At 33.1% G+C, this 18628-nt stretch carries 17 protein-coding genes; 12 read left to right on the plus strand and 5 right to left on the minus strand.

Annotated features, from left to right (window positions below):
* Positions 1-163: 163 nt before the first annotated feature.
* A complete protein-coding gene (locus V6624_RS11550) occupies positions 164-1456 on the minus strand; it encodes an aminopeptidase P family protein (RefSeq protein ID WP_338841815.1) in 1293 nt (430 codons plus the stop codon).
* A 791-nt stretch (positions 1457-2247) separates the two neighbouring features.
* Positions 2248-2649: a helix-turn-helix domain-containing protein gene (locus V6624_RS11555; RefSeq protein ID WP_111287212.1), complete on the minus strand. Its 402-nt coding sequence runs from the start codon at positions 2647-2649 to the stop codon at positions 2248-2250.
* A 198-nt stretch (positions 2650-2847) separates the two neighbouring features.
* Here V6624_RS11555 and V6624_RS11560 point away from each other — a divergent pair, with 198 nt between their 5' ends.
* The 6 genes from V6624_RS11560 to V6624_RS11585 all read left to right on the plus strand — a co-directional run bounded on the left by V6624_RS11560 (position 2848) and on the right by V6624_RS11585 (position 6262).
* Positions 2848-4200 (plus strand): polymer-forming cytoskeletal protein, encoded by a 1353-nt coding sequence (locus V6624_RS11560; protein WP_111287210.1) that lies wholly within the window; start codon positions 2848-2850, stop codon positions 4198-4200.
* Between the two features lie 11 nt (positions 4201-4211).
* Complete coding sequence (locus V6624_RS11565; protein WP_111287208.1) at positions 4212-4589, plus strand: nuclear transport factor 2 family protein; 378 nt, start codon at positions 4212-4214, stop codon at positions 4587-4589.
* Positions 4590-4593: 4 nt separating this feature from the next.
* Positions 4594-5034, plus strand: coding sequence for a GNAT family N-acetyltransferase (locus tag V6624_RS11570; RefSeq protein ID WP_111287206.1), 441 nt, complete (start codon positions 4594-4596; stop codon positions 5032-5034).
* A 90-nt stretch (positions 5035-5124) separates the two neighbouring features.
* Positions 5125-5613 (plus strand): hypothetical protein, encoded by a 489-nt coding sequence (locus V6624_RS11575; protein WP_239455675.1) that lies wholly within the window; start codon positions 5125-5127, stop codon positions 5611-5613.
* A 37-nt stretch (positions 5614-5650) separates the two neighbouring features.
* Positions 5651-6022: a hypothetical protein gene (locus V6624_RS11580; protein ID WP_162614962.1), complete on the plus strand. Its 372-nt coding sequence runs from the start codon at positions 5651-5653 to the stop codon at positions 6020-6022.
* Between the two features lie 57 nt (positions 6023-6079).
* Complete coding sequence (locus V6624_RS11585) at positions 6080-6262, plus strand: hypothetical protein (RefSeq protein ID WP_111287200.1); 183 nt, start codon at positions 6080-6082, stop codon at positions 6260-6262.
* 277 nt (positions 6263-6539) lie between these two features.
* On the opposite strand, the gene V6624_RS11590 is transcribed toward V6624_RS11585, so the two are convergent.
* A complete protein-coding gene (locus tag V6624_RS11590) occupies positions 6540-7901 on the minus strand; it encodes a hydroxymethylglutaryl-CoA synthase family protein (protein WP_111287198.1) in 1362 nt (453 codons plus the stop codon).
* Positions 7902-8257: 356 nt separating this feature from the next.
* Between V6624_RS11590 and V6624_RS11595 the strand changes: the two genes are divergently transcribed.
* From V6624_RS11595 to V6624_RS11610, 4 genes are all read left to right on the plus strand, one after another.
* Entirely contained in the window at positions 8258-8923 is a 666-nt protein-coding gene (locus V6624_RS11595) for a succinate dehydrogenase cytochrome b subunit (RefSeq protein ID WP_111287196.1), read from the plus strand.
* Between the two features lie 11 nt (positions 8924-8934).
* Positions 8935-10935, plus strand: a complete 2001-nt coding sequence (locus V6624_RS11600) for a fumarate reductase/succinate dehydrogenase flavoprotein subunit (protein ID WP_338841820.1) — start codon at positions 8935-8937, stop codon at positions 10933-10935.
* A 51-nt stretch (positions 10936-10986) separates the two neighbouring features.
* Positions 10987-11733 (plus strand): succinate dehydrogenase/fumarate reductase iron-sulfur subunit, encoded by a 747-nt coding sequence (locus V6624_RS11605; protein WP_111287192.1) that lies wholly within the window; start codon positions 10987-10989, stop codon positions 11731-11733.
* A 104-nt stretch (positions 11734-11837) separates the two neighbouring features.
* Positions 11838-12854, plus strand: coding sequence for a hypothetical protein (locus V6624_RS11610; protein WP_338841823.1), 1017 nt, complete (start codon positions 11838-11840; stop codon positions 12852-12854).
* A gap of 52 nt (positions 12855-12906) precedes the next feature.
* Here the strand turns inward: V6624_RS11610 and V6624_RS11615 are convergent, their stop codons facing one another.
* Positions 12907-15198 (minus strand): family 20 glycosylhydrolase, encoded by a 2292-nt coding sequence (locus V6624_RS11615; protein ID WP_338841825.1) that lies wholly within the window; start codon positions 15196-15198, stop codon positions 12907-12909.
* Positions 15199-15357: 159 nt separating this feature from the next.
* Here V6624_RS11615 and V6624_RS11620 point away from each other — a divergent pair, with 159 nt between their 5' ends.
* Both V6624_RS11620 and V6624_RS11625 read left to right on the plus strand, forming a co-directional pair.
* Positions 15358-16134, plus strand: a complete 777-nt coding sequence (locus V6624_RS11620; protein ID WP_111287186.1) for a DeoR/GlpR family DNA-binding transcription regulator — start codon at positions 15358-15360, stop codon at positions 16132-16134.
* A gap of 40 nt (positions 16135-16174) precedes the next feature.
* Complete coding sequence (locus V6624_RS11625; RefSeq protein ID WP_111287184.1) at positions 16175-16942, plus strand: amidohydrolase; 768 nt, start codon at positions 16175-16177, stop codon at positions 16940-16942.
* Here the strand turns inward: V6624_RS11625 and V6624_RS11630 are convergent.
* Entirely contained in the window at positions 16939-18627 is a 1689-nt protein-coding gene (locus V6624_RS11630; protein ID WP_338841827.1) for an Ig-like domain-containing protein, read from the minus strand. The genes V6624_RS11625 and V6624_RS11630 overlap by 4 nt on opposite strands.
* Position 18628: the final 1 nt, after the last annotated feature.

An 18628-nucleotide genomic window follows, 5' to 3' on the forward strand; every position in this document is an offset into this window, starting at 1 on the left:
GCGGAGCGACATATGATTTTTTTCCATGTTATTATATTTTGATCCGCTGGAGCTTTTTTATATCAATATGATTGAATGTCTATAAATATTTTGCCCCGCTGGGGCTTAATAAAATTAAAAGAGAAGAGGCTGTCCGAAAAATATTGGACAGCCTCTTGTTTATCTATTCATTCATCAAAGTCTCAATCTCATCGACTTCAACAGGAATGTTGCGCATTAAGTTGAAAGGTTCTCCTTTTTCTTGAATCACAACGTTGTCTTCTAAACGGATTCCGAATTTTTCTGCTGGAATGTAAATTCCTGGCTCAACCGTGAAAACCATATTCGCTTTCATTGGTTCGTGAAGCAATCCGTAATCGTGCGTGTCAAGTCCTAAGTGGTGAGAAGTTCCATGCATGAAATATTTTTTGTAAGCAGGCCATTCTGGATTTTCGTTCTGAACATCGGCTTTGTCTATTAAACCTAAACCAAGTAATTCAGAAGTCATGATTTTACCCACTTCAATATGATATTGTTTCCAAAGCGTTCCAGGCGTAAGCATTTTTGCCGCTTCGTTTTTCACTCTTAAAACAGCATTATAAACCGCTTTCTGACGATCTGTAAAACGTCCAGAAACTGGAATTGTTCTCGTCATGTCGCTTGAATAATTTGCATATTCAGCTGCAACATCTAACAAAATCAAATCTCCGTCTTTACATTGCTGATTGTTTTCGATGTAATGTAAAACATTTGCATTGTTTCCAGAAGCAATAATTGGCGTATAAGCAAAACCTTTAGAACGGTTACGGATAAATTCGTGCGCTAACTCAGCTTCGATTTCATATTCTGTAACATTTGGTTTTACGAATCCTAATAATCTGCGGAAACCTTTTTCTGTAATATCACAAGCATGCTGAATCAAATCGATTTCTTCGCTTTCTTTTACAGAACGAAGTCTTTGTAAAATTGGGTTGCTTTTTGCAACATTGTGCGCTGGATAACGCTCTTTCCACCATTTTACAAAACGAGCCTCACGTGTTTCTGTTTCAACAGTCGCACGGTAATGTTCGTTTGTGTTGATGTACATCGTATCGGCATACGTCATCATTTCGTTCAAAACTTTATGAAAATCCTGTAACCAATAAACCGTTCTAATCCCTGAAACCTGAAAAGCACGTTCTTTAGTCAATTTTTCACCTTCCCAAACTGCGATATGATCGTTGGTTTCTCTCAAAAAAAGAATTTCTCTTTGGCTTTCATAAGGCGCATCTGGAAACAAAAGCAAAATACTTTCTTCCTGATCTACACCGCTTAGATAAAAAATATCTCTATGCTGTGCAAACGGCAAAGTACTATCAGCACTAACTGGATAAATGTCATTTGAGTTGAATACTGCAACAGAATTAGGTTTCATTTCAGCCATGAACTTTCTGCGGTTTTTTACAAAAAGAGCGCTGTTTATTTGATGATATTTCATAATTATTTCGTTTTTGAACTTCGATTTTCAAAATTACTAATTTTTGAATTAGTGGCGTATAGCAGATTTATTAAAGTTTTCTTATTTATTGTTTTTGCCACGAAGGCGCTAAGGCGCGAAGTTTTTTTAACCGCAAATAACGCTAAGGTTTACGCAAAGTGCACAGGAGATTTTTGCTCGCAAAGACGCGAAGTTGCAAATTTTTTTTGTTGCAAAGAACACAAAGTTTAAGTTCTGTTTTGTCTTCCTGAGCGAAGTCGAAGGATCTGCACAAAGTATTTCTTTAAACAGTAACGAAATAATCTTACAAAGTAGCTAAGCGCAAAGTATTTACCCAATCTTGTCATTTCGAGGAACGAGAAATCTCCATAAGTAACTCTACAAAGATTTGTATACACACAGTTTTGTCATCTCGACGAAGAGAGATCACACTCGAAATTCCACAAAAATTAGCGGTTTTGTTTCACGCGGATTTAGCAGATTCTGTAGATTTTTTCTTTTCAAATTTGTAATTAACCACAATCTTGTCATTTCGACGAAGGAGAAATCTCCGCAAGTAACTCTACAAAGATTGATAAACACAAAGTTTGTCATTCTGAGGAACGAAGAATCACACTCGGAACTCGATAAAGATTGGCGATTTTGATTGTAGAATTTCTAGTGTGATTACTTCGCCAGTTTGCTATCGCTCGTGTCTTCGTTCCTCAGAATGACAAAAAAACATGAGCATAAAAAAAACCGAAGCTTTGAAATTTCAAAACTTCGGTTTTTTCTTTTATAAAAATAATTTTCTATTTCTTATCAAGTAACTTTTCCAAAAGAGCCACTTTCTCTTTTTCAGCTTGAATTAACTGTTGGTAAAGTTTTTTATTCTCTTCATACGATTCAATAAGTTTATCTAAGGGATTAAATGTGCAACCATGATTTACAGAAGAAGAACCATTATCATATGTATTCCCCATAATGTTAAAAACAGCTTCTTCAGAAAAGTTTCTAATTACTTCAACAGGAACTCCTAAGGCTTGAGCAATTTTCTTTAGTTTTTCTTCATCAACACTTTCACTTCCTTCAATAATCGAGATAGATTGCTGGTTTGTGCCAATTGCAATAGCAAGCGCTTCCTGCTTCATATCTCTCAGTTCTCTAATTCGGCTTATGTTTCTGCCTATATGTTTTGGTTTTACTGTGCTCATGATTCAAAGATATTTAAAATTCTTTTACCTTTTTTGGTCTATGTAGGAAACAAGATTTTATTTGTGAGATACAAATTGTAAATCTTTTCGTGGGTAAAAATACAATTTTTCTGACTATCGAATTGGTTTTGAATTTAGAATTGTGTAATCTTGATATAAAATAAATGCCAGACAAATTTGGTTTAATAAGAATAAAAAATGCACAATTCAGCTTTTAAATTAGTTACTATAAAAGAAGTAAAATCTAAATATCCCTTTTTACTTGATCGAGAAGGATTTGATTATTTCGATGAATGGGACGATGAAGATTTTTTTCTTGTAGCAGATAAAGATGTGCTTTTTGATTCTAATTTTCATTTGGATATTTATGAGGATAAAATAAAGAAATGGTATCTCAATATTTTTAATCTTCCCTTTAAAAGCATTGATGAATTTAGAATTGAAGGAATTTTAATTGACGGAAATGCTTTCATTAGCGGTTCTATTATTAATGCTGAAGGAGATTATGGTCCGTATGTTTTTATAAACGGAAATGTTTTCTGCAAAAGTTTACTTTTAGGCGGTTCGTATGTGGAAATAAACGGGAATGTTACAGCAAAAGAAGTTGTAATGACGTATTATAATCATGGTAATTTTAATTGCACAGGTTTAATTGAAGCTCCTGTTTTTATTGTAACAGATCACAATACAACATTTGCAGAAAGGAAAAATGAGCTGTTTTATTATAACGATAGAGATGAAATTGATCCTAAAAATGAATGCGAATATGACGATGAAACGGGCGATGAAATTATTTCGAACGAACTCAGGAAGTTGTTAGATAATCCGTTAATTGAAACTTTTGAAGAATTGGAACGGGATTTGGCAAGAGGCGAATTTGTTTTAAAGCAAAGCAATCCAGCTCCAAAAACCTATGCTTATTGGGAATTAAGAGTAAAAGCGAATTATAGAGATTTGAAATTGGTTCCGTCTCAGTATAAAACCAAAGAATTGTGCGAAATGGCATTAGAAAATACATTTCATGCTTTGCCCTATGTAAACGAAGAATTTATTACGCCAGAACTTTGCGAAAAACTGGTGAAAAAAGATGGTTTTGCAATTCAGGTAATTCCTGATGAGTTTATCACAAAAGACCTTTGTTTCAAAGCGGCTGAAAGCGGTACAATGCTGAGATTAATTCCGTCAGCATATTATTCAGAAGAACTAATATTATTAGTTTTTAAAAATGGAAAACATGAACCTGATATAAACGATGTTCCTTCTCAATTTATAACAGAAAACCTTCTTGTAGAATATGTGAAAATTGGAAAAGGATTATGGCTGGATAAAGCCTGCAAAGGAAGTGGAATTGATAAATTACAAATTCTAAAAAAAGTAATCGATTCAGGAATTGAATATTTGGACAATATTTTTGGAAATCATTTTAGCCAAGAAACAGTAGGTTATGCTGCTTTAGTTTATGATAATGAAGCTTTTAAAGAAACATGGAATAATTATGTTCAAAAGTATAAACAGAAATTTGAACGACTTGGGTTGAATGAACATTTATAAAACAATATATTATGATTGAGAAGGAAAAAATAATCCAAAATTATATTGAAGGATACAATCAATTTGATATTGACAAAATGATTGCTGATTTTGACGAATCGGTTATTTTTGAAAACATTCAAAATGGCGAAATCAACCTGACTTTGAATGGAATAAAAGAATTTTCTGCCCAAGCCGAAAAAGGAAAAGAATATTTCTCAGCACGAAAACAAACTATTACATCAATTAAGCAAGATGAAATTACAGCAATAATTGACATTGATTATTATGCTGTTCTAGCAATAGATTTCCCAAACGGATTAAAAGCTGGTCAAGAATTAAATATGAAAGGAAAATCGATTTTTCAATTCTTGGACGATAAAATTGTAAAACTGACTGATATTAGTTAGAGTTATGAATCTAAAAGTAAACATCAGAAAAGTAGAAAATTACGATTTAGACTTCGTCTACAAAGCAATCTGCGAACTTGAAAATGAAGTTTTAGATTTTAAAATGTTCGAAATAATATTCAATGAAAACATTTCAAACCCAAAAAATCTTTATCTGATTGCTGAAAACGAAAATGAAGGTTTAGGTTTTATTAGCTTTCATACCCAAAATCTTCTCCATCATTGCGGATTGGTTGGTGAAATTCAGGAGTTTTTTATTCATCAAAAATACCGTGGTCAAGGCGTTGGGAGGAAATTGGTTGATGAAATTTTAAAATATTCAGAACAAAATAATCTAAAAAGCATAGAAGTAACTACAAACAAAAAACGAATAGAAAACGTAGCTATTTATGAAAATCTCGGTTTTACTTTGAGTCATAATAAGTTTACGATTTATAAATTATAAAAGTTGAGAAAACAAACTATGAATACAAAACAACGTTGCTTGATCGGGTTAGTCTTTTTTCTAGTCAGTTATTTATTTTTTTCTAAACTTTTGCCAAGTTTAAGCGATTCAGTAGATTTTGCGCATTGGTTCAATTTAATTGGCGCCTGTTTTTTGTTGTCTTTTAATGATGCATTTCCTAAAACAAAGACAAATAAAGTAGCTTCAGTTTTGACAACTTTAGGCGTTATTGCGCATATCGGACTTTGTACAATCGATTTTATCATGTCGAGTTATGGAAATAATGAAATTGCAAAAGAACAGCTAAGCCAGCACATCGGCAATTCGCCATTGATTTTTTATCCATTTGTGGCTGTTGGTCCGTCTTTGCTTTTTCTGGGTTTGGCATTGCATGCACTTGCTTTTATGAAAACAGAAACCTTAAAGTCTTTGATGGTAATTGTTGGTTCGGTTGGTGTGGGATTTTCCTTTTTTGCTTTGAAAAATGGAATTTTGATGGTTTTGAGTTGTGCGGTTTTTGTTTTAGGATTGGGATTGCTTCTTTATAAAAATGAAGCCGAAACAATGCTGAACAAATAAAAGTTGTATTTTCGTTTCATAATCTAAAACATAAAGATTGAAAAAACATATAAAATACCTAATTGCACTCTTTCTGGCTTTTGTCGTGATTGCGGGCGATGGTACTTTATATTCTCAATCTAAATCGGCAGAATATTACCAATCTTCGTTTGTAGTTTTAAGAAGAGAATTAAATCTTAAAGGTTCTCGTTTATATAAATTCGGACAAGCTGTTTCTTCTGAAAAAATAGGATTTTCGATTGTTTTGAATTTTCTTAAAACCGAAAACATCTTTACTTTTCAAATCAAGAAATTGTTGAAACTGCAAAATCTGCTTCATCAAAAACTAACTTCATTTATAAATCAATCTGTTTTTATAAATGAAATAATCACTTCAAAACACTTCGATAAAAGTTTATACAGCGCTTAAGAAATTATTTCTGAGCATAGATGATTTAATAATGTCTAATCATTTATCATTTTCAAAATGTATAAACAAAATAAAAATTCTCGTTTGGAGCAATCTAAACGACCGCTTCTTCATTGGATAAAAAGAAAATTTATAATCGTAATTACAGCCTTTATGCTAGGAATGGCAAACGGAATGCAGAGTGAAGATATCCGAATTAAAGGAAATCAAAATTATACTGAACAGCATAAAAAGGATTGATTTTTTAATTAGAGAATATGTCAATGCGATAATTAGAGAATGCTTTCTATTTGATGCGACCTTTGTCAAAGTTTTGAACTTTGACAAAGGTTTTTGCGCAATCTTGTCATTTCGACTGAAAGGAGAAATCACACTAGTAATTCGACATGCAAAATCGCTAATCTTTGTAGAGTTTCGAGTGTGATTTCTCCTTTCAGTCGAAATGACAAACTGCGTGTAAAACAAAAAAACCGAAGCAATTTGCTTCGGTTTTTTATTGGAATTTCTTTATTGAAATTTAATCAATCCATTTATAATAACGCGCCCCAATCAAAACAGGAATTTCTTTTTCAATTCTGTCTAAAACCCATTCGTTTTTCGGAGTTCTTACGCTTTGTTTTTGTTCTTTTTTATGAAGACTTTCATAAGTGCTGAAATCAATTTCTACACTTTCCGCTAAATTTTCAAAAAGCTTCACATTTTCTAAAGCCGATTTCCATTCTGGTTGAATTGTTCCTTCAAAAACTTTTGATTTCGATCCGCTTCCGTAAGCTAAGAAACCGAATTTAGTTCCTGCAACTTCTTTGTTCGTGTCATAAAAATGAGCCAAAGTCGATAATAATCCCATGAAAATAGAACCTGTATAAAGGTTTCCAATTAAAGAAGACGCTAATTCTGCAGGCTGTAATTTCTCCGTTACAAATGTTTTGTAATCTTCAGATTTTGCTACTTCTTTAATTTTTGTCTGATAATCAGCTGGTGCGATATCATCAGCAATAATTTTTTCGGCACTGTCTAAAGCGTAGATTTCAGATAACATTCTTCTTCCTTGGAAAGAATATGGTAAATGCATCACGATACTATGCCAAGTATTGTATAAAGTTTCGGTTGCGTTTTTTAGTTTTTTAAATGAAAAGTAAGCGTTTCGCGTACGATCCATATAACATTGGTTCGAATATTGTCCGTCAAAAACCGGTTGATCTTTGTGGATTTCAATTTCAGCTTCTAAATTATCAAACCAAGAATCGTTGTTAGTGTTTTGAGTAATTTCTTCTTTAGAAATCGTTCTGTATGGTTTAAAGAAATCGAAAACACCTTTTGTGCTCGTTGCCCAATTTTCATCAAAAGCAATGATTTTTGGGTTTGCTGTGATCAACATTGCCACAGCTCCAGCACCTTGAGTGTATTCTCCTCCAGAATTTAAATCATATTTGGCAAAATCAGAAGTAACTACAATTGCTTTTTTAGTTGGATTTAATTTTACAAAATCAAGGCAGTTTTGTAAAGCGTCAACTCCGCCAATACAAGCGAAAGTGAAATCTACAACATCACATTCTGCTAAAGAATCTTCGCCAAATTTCTGCTCCATTAAACTAATTAAATAAGAAGCAATTGGTTTAGAACTGTCGATACCGCTTTCAGTACCAACATAGATTCTGCTAATTTCGTTTAGGTTGATTTTATTATCAATGATAAGTTTAGTCAAAGCATTTGCTCCAAAAACTACAGCGTCCTGATGAACATCTGGAAAGGTCATTTTTAGTAATCCAAGACCTTTTTCTAATTTTTCTGGTTCAATGTTTCTGGCAATTGCCAAAGTTTTTATGGGTAAATGTATGTTTGCTACATCAAATGAGATAGCATCAATTCCTGTTTTCATTCTTAATTTTTTGAGCCGCTAAAGGTAAAACTATGTTGTGGAATGACAATTTTTTACTTAGACAAAATTTCTGCCGAAGAGCACTTTTGAAGAAAATAAATCAAAAGTTTGAATAAAATAACAATATGATAAATTTTTAGTAATCTACTTAGAGCTCAAATTTTTCTTTAAAGCTTAAAAAGCAGTGTTTTGAAGTTTCCTATAGTGAATTATTTTTTAGCAGCTTAATTTTTGTACGTAAAAATACGTAGATATAGGCTATTTTAAAATCATTATAAATAACAGCGAAATGGTTGTAGTTCTTTTGTAATTGAATTATTTTTGTGTAATTTTTTAAAACAAACTACTTAACACTTATGGCACAATCTGCACAGTTGAATGCTTCCATCTTAAAGAAAGTCGCTATGGCTCTTTCGGGAATATTCTTAATCACGTTTTTAGCGCTGCATGTTTCCTTAAATTTTATTTCTATTCTTAGTGAAGACGTTTTCAATGAAGCTTCTCACTTTATGGGATACAATCCGCTGATTCAGTATGTAATGCAGCCAGTTTTGGCATTTGGAGTAATTTTCCACTTTGTAATGGGATTTGTACTTACGGCACAAAACAGCGCGGCAAGACCAATTGCTTACGCTAAATACAACGGAGCTGCAAACGCTTCTTGGAGTTCTAGAAATATGATTATTTCTGGATTGGTTATTTTAGCTTTCTTAGGATTGCATTTTTATGATTTCTGGTTTCCTGAAGTTAGCTACAAATACATAGCGGGTACAGCACCAGATGCTACAAGATATTATGGTGAGTTAGTTCACAAATTTCATGACCCAATCCGTACAGGATTATACTGTGTGTCATTTATCCTTTTAGGATTCCACTTATGGCACGGGTTTGCATCTTCTCTTCAATCAATGGGAATGCACAACAAATACTCAAGATTTTTAAGTAAAGTAGGTTATGGTTTTGCAGTTGTAGTTCCAGCACTTTTCGTAATTATCGCATTATTTCATCATTTCAATAATTAATATCAATTATAATGGCATTAGATTCAAAAATTCCAAATGGTCCTATAGCGGACAAATGGACAAATTATAAAGATCATATTAATTTAGTAAACCCTGCTAACAAACGTAATTTAGATATTATTGTAGTTGGTACAGGTTTAGCTGGAGGTTCGGCTGCTGCTACTTTGGCTGAGTTAGGATATAACGTAAAAGCATTCTGCTTCCAAGATTCTCCACGTCGTGCGCACTCAATCGCGGCACAAGGAGGTATCAATGCAGCAAAAAATTATAAAGGTGATGGTGACTCAGTTTACAGATTGTTCTACGATACTGTAAAAGGTGGTGACTACCGTGCACGTGAGGCAAACGTTCACCGTTTGGCTGAAGTTTCTGCAAATATTATTGACCAATGTGTGGCTCAAGGTGTACCATTGGCTCGTGAATATGGCGGACTTTTAGATAACCGTTCTTTTGGAGGAACTTTGGTTTCTCGTACATTCTACGCACAAGGACAAACTGGACAACAATTATTGTTAGGAGCTTATTCTGCAATGAACCGTCAAATTGGTCGTGGAAAAATCAAAATGTACAACCGTCACGAAATGCTTGACATTGTAATCGTGAACGGAAAAGCGAGAGGTATTATCGCTCGTAACTTAATTACAGGAGAAATAGAAAGACATTCTGCTCACGCGGTAGTAATTGGTTCTGGAGGATATGGAAACGTATTTTTCCTTTCAACAAATGCTATGGGAAGTAACGCAACAGCAGCTTGGAAAATTCATAAAAAAGGAGCGTTTTTCGCAAATCCTTGTTATACACAAATTCACCCAACATGTATTCCGGTTTCAGGAGATCACCAGTCTAAATTGACTTTGATGTCTGAATCTTTACGTAATGACGGTCGTATTTGGGTTCCAAAAAACCTTGAGGATGCAAAAGCAATCCGTGAAGGAAAGAAAAAAGCAACAGATTTATCTGAAGAAGAAAGAGATTATTTCTTAGAAAGAAGATACCCTGCATTTGGTAACTTAGTTCCTCGTGACGTTGCGTCTCGTGCAGCTAAAGAAAGATGTGACGCTGGTTTTGGAGTTAACAAAACGGGTGAAGCAGTTTACTTAGATTTCGCAGCTGCTATCAAACGTTACGGAACTGAAGAAGCTTATGTAAAAGGTTTAGATGCTAACGATTCTGCATTAGTGACTAAATTAGGAACAGCAATCGTGAAAAGTAAATACGGAAACTTATTCCAAATGTACTTGAAAATTGTTGACGAAGATCCTTATGTAACGCCAATGATGATTTACCCAGCAGTTCACTACACAATGGGTGGAACTTGGGTTGATTATAACTTAATGACTACAATTCCTGGATGTTTCTCAATTGGAGAGTCTAACTTCTCTGATCACGGTGCAAACAGACTAGGAGCTTCTGCTTTAATGCAAGGTTTAGCTGATGGATATTTCGTACTTCCTTATACTATCGGAGATTATTTAGCTCCAGATATTAAGATGGGAGAAATTTCTACAGACTTACCAGAATTCGTTGAAGCTGAGAAAGCGGTTGTTGATCAAATCAATAAATTCATCAATAACAACGGTAAACATTCTGTAGATTATTTCCACAAGAAATTAGGAAAAATCATGTGGGATAAAGTAGGTATGGCTCGTAATGCTAAAGGTTTAACTGAAGCTATTGAAGAAATTGCTGCTTTACGTGAAGAGTTTTATAAAGATGTAAAAGTACCAGGAAGCGCTTACGAATTTAATCAGGAATTAGAAAAAGCGACTCGTGTTGCCGATTTCTTAGAATTAGGAGAATTGTTCGCGAAAGATGCTTTACACCGTAACGAATCTTGTGGTGGTCACTTCCGTGAGGAATACCAAACAGAAGAAGGAGAAGCACTTCGTGATGATGATAACTTTGCATACGTTGCAGCTTGGGAATACAAAGGAAAACCAAGTGATGCAGTATTACACAAAGAACCTCTTAATTACGAAAACATTAAATTAGTTCAAAGAAGCTATAAATAGTATTTAGAAAAGTCTTAATACTTTTTTCTTAATACTTAATACTGATACAAAATGAAACTTACATTAAAAATATGGCGTCAAAAAAACGCTCAAGATAAAGGAGGGATTGTAGAATATCCTATCGATGGAATCGAACCAGATATGTCTTTCCTTGAAATGTTAGACGTTCTTAACGAAGGTTTAATCAACAAAGGAGAAGAGCCTGTAGCATTCGATCACGATTGTCGTGAAGGAATCTGCGGAATGTGTTCTTTATTCATTAACGGTGAAGCGCACGGACCAGACAGAGGTGTTACAACTTGTCAGTTGCACATGCGTATGTTTAAAGATGGCGATACAATTTTTATCGAGCCATTTAGAGCAAAAGCTTTCCCAGTAATTAAAGACTTAGTTGTTGACAGAAGTTCTTTTGACAGAATTCAACACGCTGGAGGATTTATTTCTGTTAATACTTCAGGAAACACAATTGATGCGAATACTATTCCAGTTCCAAAAGACGATGCAGACAAATCATTTGATGCTGCTGCTTGTATTGGTTGTGGAGCTTGTGTTGCAACTTGTAAAAACTCTTCAGCAATGTTATTCGTTTCTGCAAAAGTTTCTCAATATGCATTATTGCCACAAGGTAAAGTTGAAGCAACTGACCGTGTATTGAACATGGTTCACCAAATGGATTTAGAAGGTTTTGGTAACTGTACAAATACAGGAGCTTGCGAAATCGAATGTCCAAAAGGAATTTCGCTTGAAAATATCGCACGTATGAACCGTGAGTATTTAGCTGCAAGCTTGAAAGGATAAAGAATACAATTTAGTATATTTAAAAAAACGCATTCATTAGTTTGAATGCGTTTTTTTTGTACTACTTTTATTCCATAAATAATAACCAAAAACAAATTAAATTAATGAAAAGAATTTTACTATTTGCAATGCTTGCCCTAAGCATTCAAAATTTTGCTCAGGTTGCCATTACCTCTTCTGATCGTGGAGCAAACGATGAATTTGAAAAAGGGGAATTAGAGAAATTTAAATCTACGACTACAGTTTTTGTGCTTCCTCAAGTAAACTCTAAAGAAGATTATGAGAAAATTTTAAAAGAAACATGGACTGTTACTCCATTTAAAGTAGTAGAATATAAAGATTTTAATATCTTGGATTATATTGATGGAACATATTCTATTGCAAAATTCATTGGAGATAGAGTGGAAACAAGCAAAGGAACTGTTTATATTCATACCAATTTTGCAATACGAGTTTTGGATAAAGAAAAATTTGATAAGGGTTTAGCTAAGCTTAAACCAGATGATAAAAAATATAATAGAAAATTGAATAATCTTTTGAATGAGAATATGAAGTATGTTGCAAGGGTTCCACTTTGCGTTAATAATGCATTCTTAGGAGAAGCAATGGCAGCTACGTCAGATGAGAAAATCTCAGTTCTTTATGATAAAATGTATACAGAAAATAGTTTTACCAATACAAACCTTGGAATGCTAAAAAACTATTTTCAGCTTATCAATCAGTTGATCAATGCTGGAGAACATATTGGACTTTATGATGATTTTGTAAAACCTGAGGTGAAAAAACTTAAAGATAATACACTATATATTCCTGAAGCTTACTTGATGGAATATAACCCGTGGAAAGGGACTGAAAAATTAAGAGACGAAAAAGATCTTAAAAAACTTGTAGAAGATTATAAATACAAATATCAGTTTATTAGAGATGAGGATCTTAAAAGAAAGATTCTTAACAATGAAGAAATCTACTATTTACGATATGTAAGTATGAACGGAAACAAATATTTGCAAGTTGTAAATGCTAAAACAGGAGACGGTGTTTACTATTTTTACGGAGCAGGTTTTGCTTATAATTTAAAAGACAATGACTTTAAAGATTTGAGTAAAGCAATTAGTAAATAGTTTTTGAAATAATAAAAAAACGCATCAATTTAGTTTGATGCGTTTTTTGTTTTTATTCATAATACAATTGCGAAGCGCTTATTTCTTGTTTTTCTTTTCCTTCCTGTTTTATAAAACAGTTTAAAATTGTGCCGCCAGTTAAGTCAAAATAACTGATGTTGAGTTTGTGAAAACCTTTCTCCAGTTTAACAGCGCCATCAGCTTCATTTGCCCAATGAATGTTGTCATTATTTACAATGAGTTCATTATCTATAAAAAGCTTCGATCCGTCGTCTGAAAGTGTCGAAAAAGTATAATTTCCAGTTTCTGGAATAAAGATATATCCGTCGAATTTTAAACCGATATAGCGCTCTAATTTCGTTTTCCATTTTTCAGCACTAATTTTGCCCTCTAAAATTCCTGAAGAAACAGGTTTTGAAAGTTCTAAATCTTGAACCTGTGAAAAATTTCCAGTAAAATATTCATACTTCAAACCACTCTTTTTGGGTTGAATTGCCAAAGCAGATTTTAAATCAGGATTTCGAACAATGATTTTATTAATAGAGCTTCTTTTACCGCTTTCGCTGATTTGAATTGTTTTAATGATTCTATATTCTCCTTTTGGGATATTTATCGTAACAGGATTTTGATAAAGGTTTGCTGTTTCATCAGGATTGTAACCATCAATCGTATAAAATATCTTCCCGTTTTTGATGGTTGGTTTTAAATCTAAAATATATTTTGATGCAATTAAAGCCGTTTCATCAGCACCAAAAGGCGTTGGAACTTTATACAATCGATTTTGCAGTTCCAGTTTTTCTAAATGATAAGGCAGTTGATTTTGAAGAAAATGATCGTAATTTTTGTTTTGAGGTTCTGTCCAAGCGATTTCTGCTAAAGCAAAAACACGTGGATAAAGCATATAATTTAATTTTGCATGACTTGTCAAATATTCCGACCAAAGATTGGCTTGAACTCCAATAATATATTTTTGTTCTTCAACTGATAAACTGTCAACTGGAGTTGGATTGTAATGATACACTTTATCCAAAGTGCTCAATCTACCAACCGTAAGCGGTTCATTTGGTGAATAACCTTGATTGTAATCAAAATAAACCGTTCCTTCTGGCGTCATTACGACTGGATGTTTCAGTTTTGCTGCGTGAATTCCGCCCGATTCTCCGCGCCAAGACATAACGGCTGCGTTTGGTGCGATCCCGCCTTCTAAAATTTCATCCCAACCAAAAATCTGTCTTCCATTTGCATTCAAGAATTTTTCAATTCTTTTAATGAAATAACTCTGCAATTCATGTTCGTCTTTCAAACCTAGATCTTTGATTCGTTTTTGACAATTTGGACAAACTTTCCATCTTGTTTTTGGACATTCGTCTCCGCCAACATGAATGTTTTTACTTGGAAATAATGCCATAACTTCTGTTAAAACATCTTCTAAAAAAGTAAAAGTTTCGTCTTTTCCTGCACAAAAAACATCTTCAAAAACTCCCCAAGATTCTACCACTTTATAATTTCGATCTGGAAAACAAGCCAAATTTGGATAAGCTGTTACAGCCGCAGAAGCATGTCCAGGCATTTCGATTTCTGGAATTACATTCACATAATTTTCTTCAGCAAATTTTACAACTTCTTTGATTTCTTCCTGAGTATAAAATCCACCGTATGGATTTCCGTCAAAAAAGAATGGAGTTCTTTCGAATTTATTTCCAACTAAAGTCTGATTTCTTTTCGATCCAATTTCAGTTAGTTTTGGATATTTTTTAATCTCAATTCTCCAACCTTGATCGTCGGTTAAATGCCAATGAAAATTATTTAATTTATAACTGGCCATTTGTGCAATAAAATCTTTTATAACAGCAACAGAGAAGAAATGACGGCAGACGTCTAAATGCAAGCCTCGGTAAGAATATCGAGGTGAATCTTCGATAATTACGCACGGCAATTTTATTTCGCTAGAAATTTTGTTCGGAAGAAGTTGCATTAAAGATTGAACTGCATAAAAAAGGCCTTCTTCTTGAGCAATAATTGTAATTTTATTTGAAGTAATTTCAATTTTATATTCTTCTTTTGATGAAAGATTTTTGCTTGAATCAAATTCAATTTTAAGATTAGATTTTTTCGAATTGGCTTTCGCATTAAAAGCTGATTCTAAAATTTTAGCCGATTTTAATTCCTTTTCGCTATAATTTTTGTTTTTAAAAATAACCTGAACTTTTCCATTTATCCGAATACTGTCTCCAGTCAATTTATAAAAATTTGGAGCGGGAATAATAGAAATGTTTTGTTGAGAGTTTTGTGCTTTTCCGTTTAAAAAAGAAAGAACAAAAAATAAAAAAAGGAATTTTTTCATGGGAGAAAAACTTTAGATTTTTATTAAAAACAGTTTTAAAGATATCGAAATGCTTTTAAAAACTAATTTATTGAAAATTTTTATTGCCAATACGGCTTTTGGTTTCGATGAATTATTTAATGAAATGTTTATTTTTGTAATTACAAAAAATCGATCGGCATGAGCACTGAAAATGAAGTTTTAAATTACAGTAAAGAAGAACGTAAAAATCATATTCTAAAAGAGATCAACCTGCACACGCGTGTGAGTTTTGAAACTCTTTCGGCTAAACTTGGTGTTTCCGAAGATACTGTTCGTCGGGATATTAATGAACTTGACGCTGACGCACTTTTAATTAAAGTGAAAGGTGGCGCCATGACAAAAGGATATCACTATTCTTCATCGAACCAGACTTATGCTGTCGAAGCCAAACAAGTTATTGCGCAAAAAGCCGTTGGTCTTCTTCATGACGGTATGGTTTTAATTGTTGATGGTGGAACTACCATTCGAGAGTTCATCAGATTAATTCCAAACGATCTTAATTTGACTGTTTTTACAATTACAGCTTTAACAGCGGTTCAGCTTTTGGATAAACCAAATATCAAAACGATTATGATTGGCGGAAGCATTTCTTCTTATAGTCAAATGTGTGTGAGCGGAGAAGCTTTTCATCAATTAGCCAATATAAAAGCAGATCTTTTGGTTTTAGGAACAAATGCTTTAGACGTAGACGGCGGTTATTCTGATTCTGATTGGGAAACTGTTCAGGTAAAAAAAGCAATGATTCAGGCTTCTAAGAAAACAGCGGTTTTAACTATTACAGAGAAACTAAATACAGTTCTTAAAATGAAAATTGCTAGTTTGTCTGAAGTGAATTATGTTATTACCGAAGAAGAACCGAATCACGAAAAATTACAGAAGTACAAAAGTGCCGTTCCAAGTTTGGTTGTGATCTAATCAATCATTATTTTCTACCTTTATATAAAAAATAAACGAGATGAAAATTGCTTTAATTCAAACCGATCTTATTTGGGAAAATGCTGCTGCAAACCGAGAAAAATTTGATGACCAGATAAATGAATTGGATTCAGAAATAAACTTAATTGTACTTCCTGAAATGTTTTCGACTGGGTTTACCATGAATGCTTCTGAAGTTGCAGAAACGATGCAAGGTGAAACTATCGAATGGATGAAATTAAAAGCAAGAGAAAAAAATGCAGCAATTACAGGAAGTCTTGTAATTACTGAAAACGGCGAATATTATAACCGAATGCTGTTTGTTTTTCCGTCAGGAGATTTTCAATATTATGACAAGAGACATTTGTTTTCGCTTGCGGGAGAAAATGAATTTTATATTCCAGGAACTCAAAAAGTAATTGTAGAATATTTAGGCTGGAAAATCTGCCTTCAGATTTGTTACGATTTACGTTTTCCTGTTTTTGCGCGAAATGTCGAAAACTACGACCTTCTTTTGTATGTTGCCAATTGGCCAAAAGTTCGAACAAGCGCTTGGGATACTTTACTAAATGCTCGCGCGATAGAAAACTTGAGTTATGTTGCCGGCGTAAACAGAATTGGTTTTGACGATAATAATTTTGAGCATAATGGACATACTCAATTAATTGATTATTGGGGAAATTATATAATAAAGCCACAAGAAACAGAAGGTGTTTTTGTGGCTGAATTGGATAAAGATATAATGTTGGAAACCCGAAGAAAACTAAATTTCCTAGGTGACCAGGATACTTTCGAAATTAAAATCTAGAACGCTTTCCGTTTCTTTTCTGCTTCTTTTTTCTTTTTATCGTCTTGTTTTTTCTCGACTTCAGGATTAAAAGGAACGCTTAAATCGATTGTTTCATCTACGTCCCAGTTAGAGCGGACATCGACACCTTTTTGATAATAAAATACTTCCTCAGAATAGGTTTTATTTAAGAAATTTCCAGTATCGTAAACTTTATTTTTGTTGTCATCATAAATAACTCGAATCGTAAATTCCTCTGGAACCATTAAATTAAATGAGATTTTGGTTGCTCCTTCAGAATATTCGCTGGCGAGCACATTATCTCCCTTTTTGTTGGTAATTTCTACAATAATTGGAAAACGTTTTACATTTTTTAAGTTCAATACCAGATTACCGTAATCTTCTAATTCTTTTGTTGCGAGCTTATACGATAAAGTATCGTTGCTTTTTTCGTAAAAATCAGTCAAAGCGCCAGGGAAAAATGTCATTTGATACTTTTCTAAAGGCTCTTTCTTAAAATCAATATATAGTTTTTGGTCAAATTCGTCATATTCGGTTGTGTAAGGAACAGCAACAGAATCTTTGTTTATCAATTTGATTTTAGTTTCATCAAATTTGACCAAAGGAGTTTCGGTTTCTAAAGTAAAACGTTCTCTAAAATTAATTTGCCCATTTTGTACGGGTTTGATCGCTAAAGTGTCTTTTTTAAGGGCTTTAATCTTAAAAGTAAACTTTTTGTTATAATCTCCTTTTGATACTTCCATTGATAAAGAATCGACTTTTAGGGGTTTATACCAAACTTGAAGCGAATCTTTTTTCGGGAATTGTGTAATGATAGTTTCTAGAACTTCATTGCCATTTTTAAGTGCAATTTTTGGTTTCGAATTCTTGAAATTCTGTTTTCCTTCATACGGAAGCAATAATCTGTTTCCAGAAGCTTGAATAGGTTTGAAAGTCTTTAAAGGCAAAACTTCCTTAAACAATTCTAACTCGTAAACCGTATCTGTTGGAATTGTAATGTAGTTTTTCAAAAATCCGATTTTATCGTCTTTCGGATTGAATTTATTGTTTGAACCTTTGTCTTTTAGTGCAATCAAAAGATATTTTCCTGCTTTCAAATTTTCAAACTGGAAAGTTCTCATACTATCTAAAGTATTTGTAATGTAACGAGGAAATTCTTTGTAAATAGTAGAATCTTTGAATTTGTCATTCACTTCGTATAACATTACAGAAACAAAATTATCTACATATTTCTCGCGTGCGTCTTTAATTCTTCCACTCAATTTTAAAGAATCAATATAAGGTCCTGTCGAAAAAATATATTTGAATTGGTTTAAAGCATTTCCTTCATTATTGTCCGTAATAGCTTGTCCAAAATTGAAACTATAAGTTGTGTTTGGCTGTAAAGTATCACGAATTTCGATCTTTATAAATTTGCTGGCTGTAGATGGCGTAATTAAAGGTTCGTACTTTAATGGAGGAGAAATAATCAGCTGTTTGTTTGTGTTTTTAAGTTTGACATATTCGTCAAAATTTAAAGTGATCGTATTTCCTTTAAAATCAGTGCTGAAATTTTTAGGAAAACTAGATGTTAAAACAGGAGGTAACGTATCTTTTAAACCGCCGGTAATGCTGCCTCTTTTCGCGCAGCTTATCATTGAGATTAGAATTATAAATGCAATGTATTTTAAGGTGTCTTTCAACATA

The sequence above is a fragment of the Flavobacterium ginsenosidimutans genome, assembly GCF_037478105.1.
GTDB classification, from domain to species: domain Bacteria; phylum Bacteroidota; class Bacteroidia; order Flavobacteriales; family Flavobacteriaceae; genus Flavobacterium; species Flavobacterium ginsenosidimutans.

What these genes read in the sequence shown, in the direction of transcription:
- V6624_RS11570 (WP_111287206.1), top strand. Translation starts at nt 4,594, where the DNA reads ATGAATCTAAAAGTAAACATCAGAAAAGTAGAAAATTACGATTTAGAC.
- V6624_RS11560 (WP_111287210.1), top strand. Translation starts at nt 2,848, where the DNA reads ATGCACAATTCAGCTTTTAAATTAGTTACTATAAAAGAAGTAAAATCT.
- V6624_RS11595 (WP_111287196.1), top strand. Translation starts at nt 8,258, where the DNA reads ATGGCACAATCTGCACAGTTGAATGCTTCCATCTTAAAGAAAGTCGCT.
- V6624_RS11615 (WP_338841825.1), bottom strand. Translation starts at nt 15,198, where the DNA reads ATGAAAAAATTCCTTTTTTTATTTTTTGTTCTTTCTTTTTTAAACGGA.
- V6624_RS11610 (WP_338841823.1), top strand. Translation starts at nt 11,838, where the DNA reads ATGAAAAGAATTTTACTATTTGCAATGCTTGCCCTAAGCATTCAAAAT.
- V6624_RS11585 (WP_111287200.1), top strand. Translation starts at nt 6,080, where the DNA reads ATGTATAAACAAAATAAAAATTCTCGTTTGGAGCAATCTAAACGACCG.
- V6624_RS11600 (WP_338841820.1), top strand. Translation starts at nt 8,935, where the DNA reads ATGGCATTAGATTCAAAAATTCCAAATGGTCCTATAGCGGACAAATGG.
- V6624_RS11550 (WP_338841815.1), bottom strand. Translation starts at nt 1,456, where the DNA reads ATGAAATATCATCAAATAAACAGCGCTCTTTTTGTAAAAAACCGCAGA.
- V6624_RS11625 (WP_111287184.1), top strand. Translation starts at nt 16,175, where the DNA reads ATGAAAATTGCTTTAATTCAAACCGATCTTATTTGGGAAAATGCTGCT.
- V6624_RS11590 (WP_111287198.1), bottom strand. Translation starts at nt 7,901, where the DNA reads ATGAAAACAGGAATTGATGCTATCTCATTTGATGTAGCAAACATACAT.
- V6624_RS11620 (WP_111287186.1), top strand. Translation starts at nt 15,358, where the DNA reads ATGAGCACTGAAAATGAAGTTTTAAATTACAGTAAAGAAGAACGTAAA.
- V6624_RS11555 (WP_111287212.1), bottom strand. Translation starts at nt 2,649, where the DNA reads ATGAGCACAGTAAAACCAAAACATATAGGCAGAAACATAAGCCGAATT.
- V6624_RS11565 (WP_111287208.1), top strand. Translation starts at nt 4,212, where the DNA reads ATGATTGAGAAGGAAAAAATAATCCAAAATTATATTGAAGGATACAAT.
- V6624_RS11605 (WP_111287192.1), top strand. Translation starts at nt 10,987, where the DNA reads ATGAAACTTACATTAAAAATATGGCGTCAAAAAAACGCTCAAGATAAA.
- V6624_RS11630 (WP_338841827.1), bottom strand. Translation starts at nt 18,627, where the DNA reads ATGTTGAAAGACACCTTAAAATACATTGCATTTATAATTCTAATCTCA.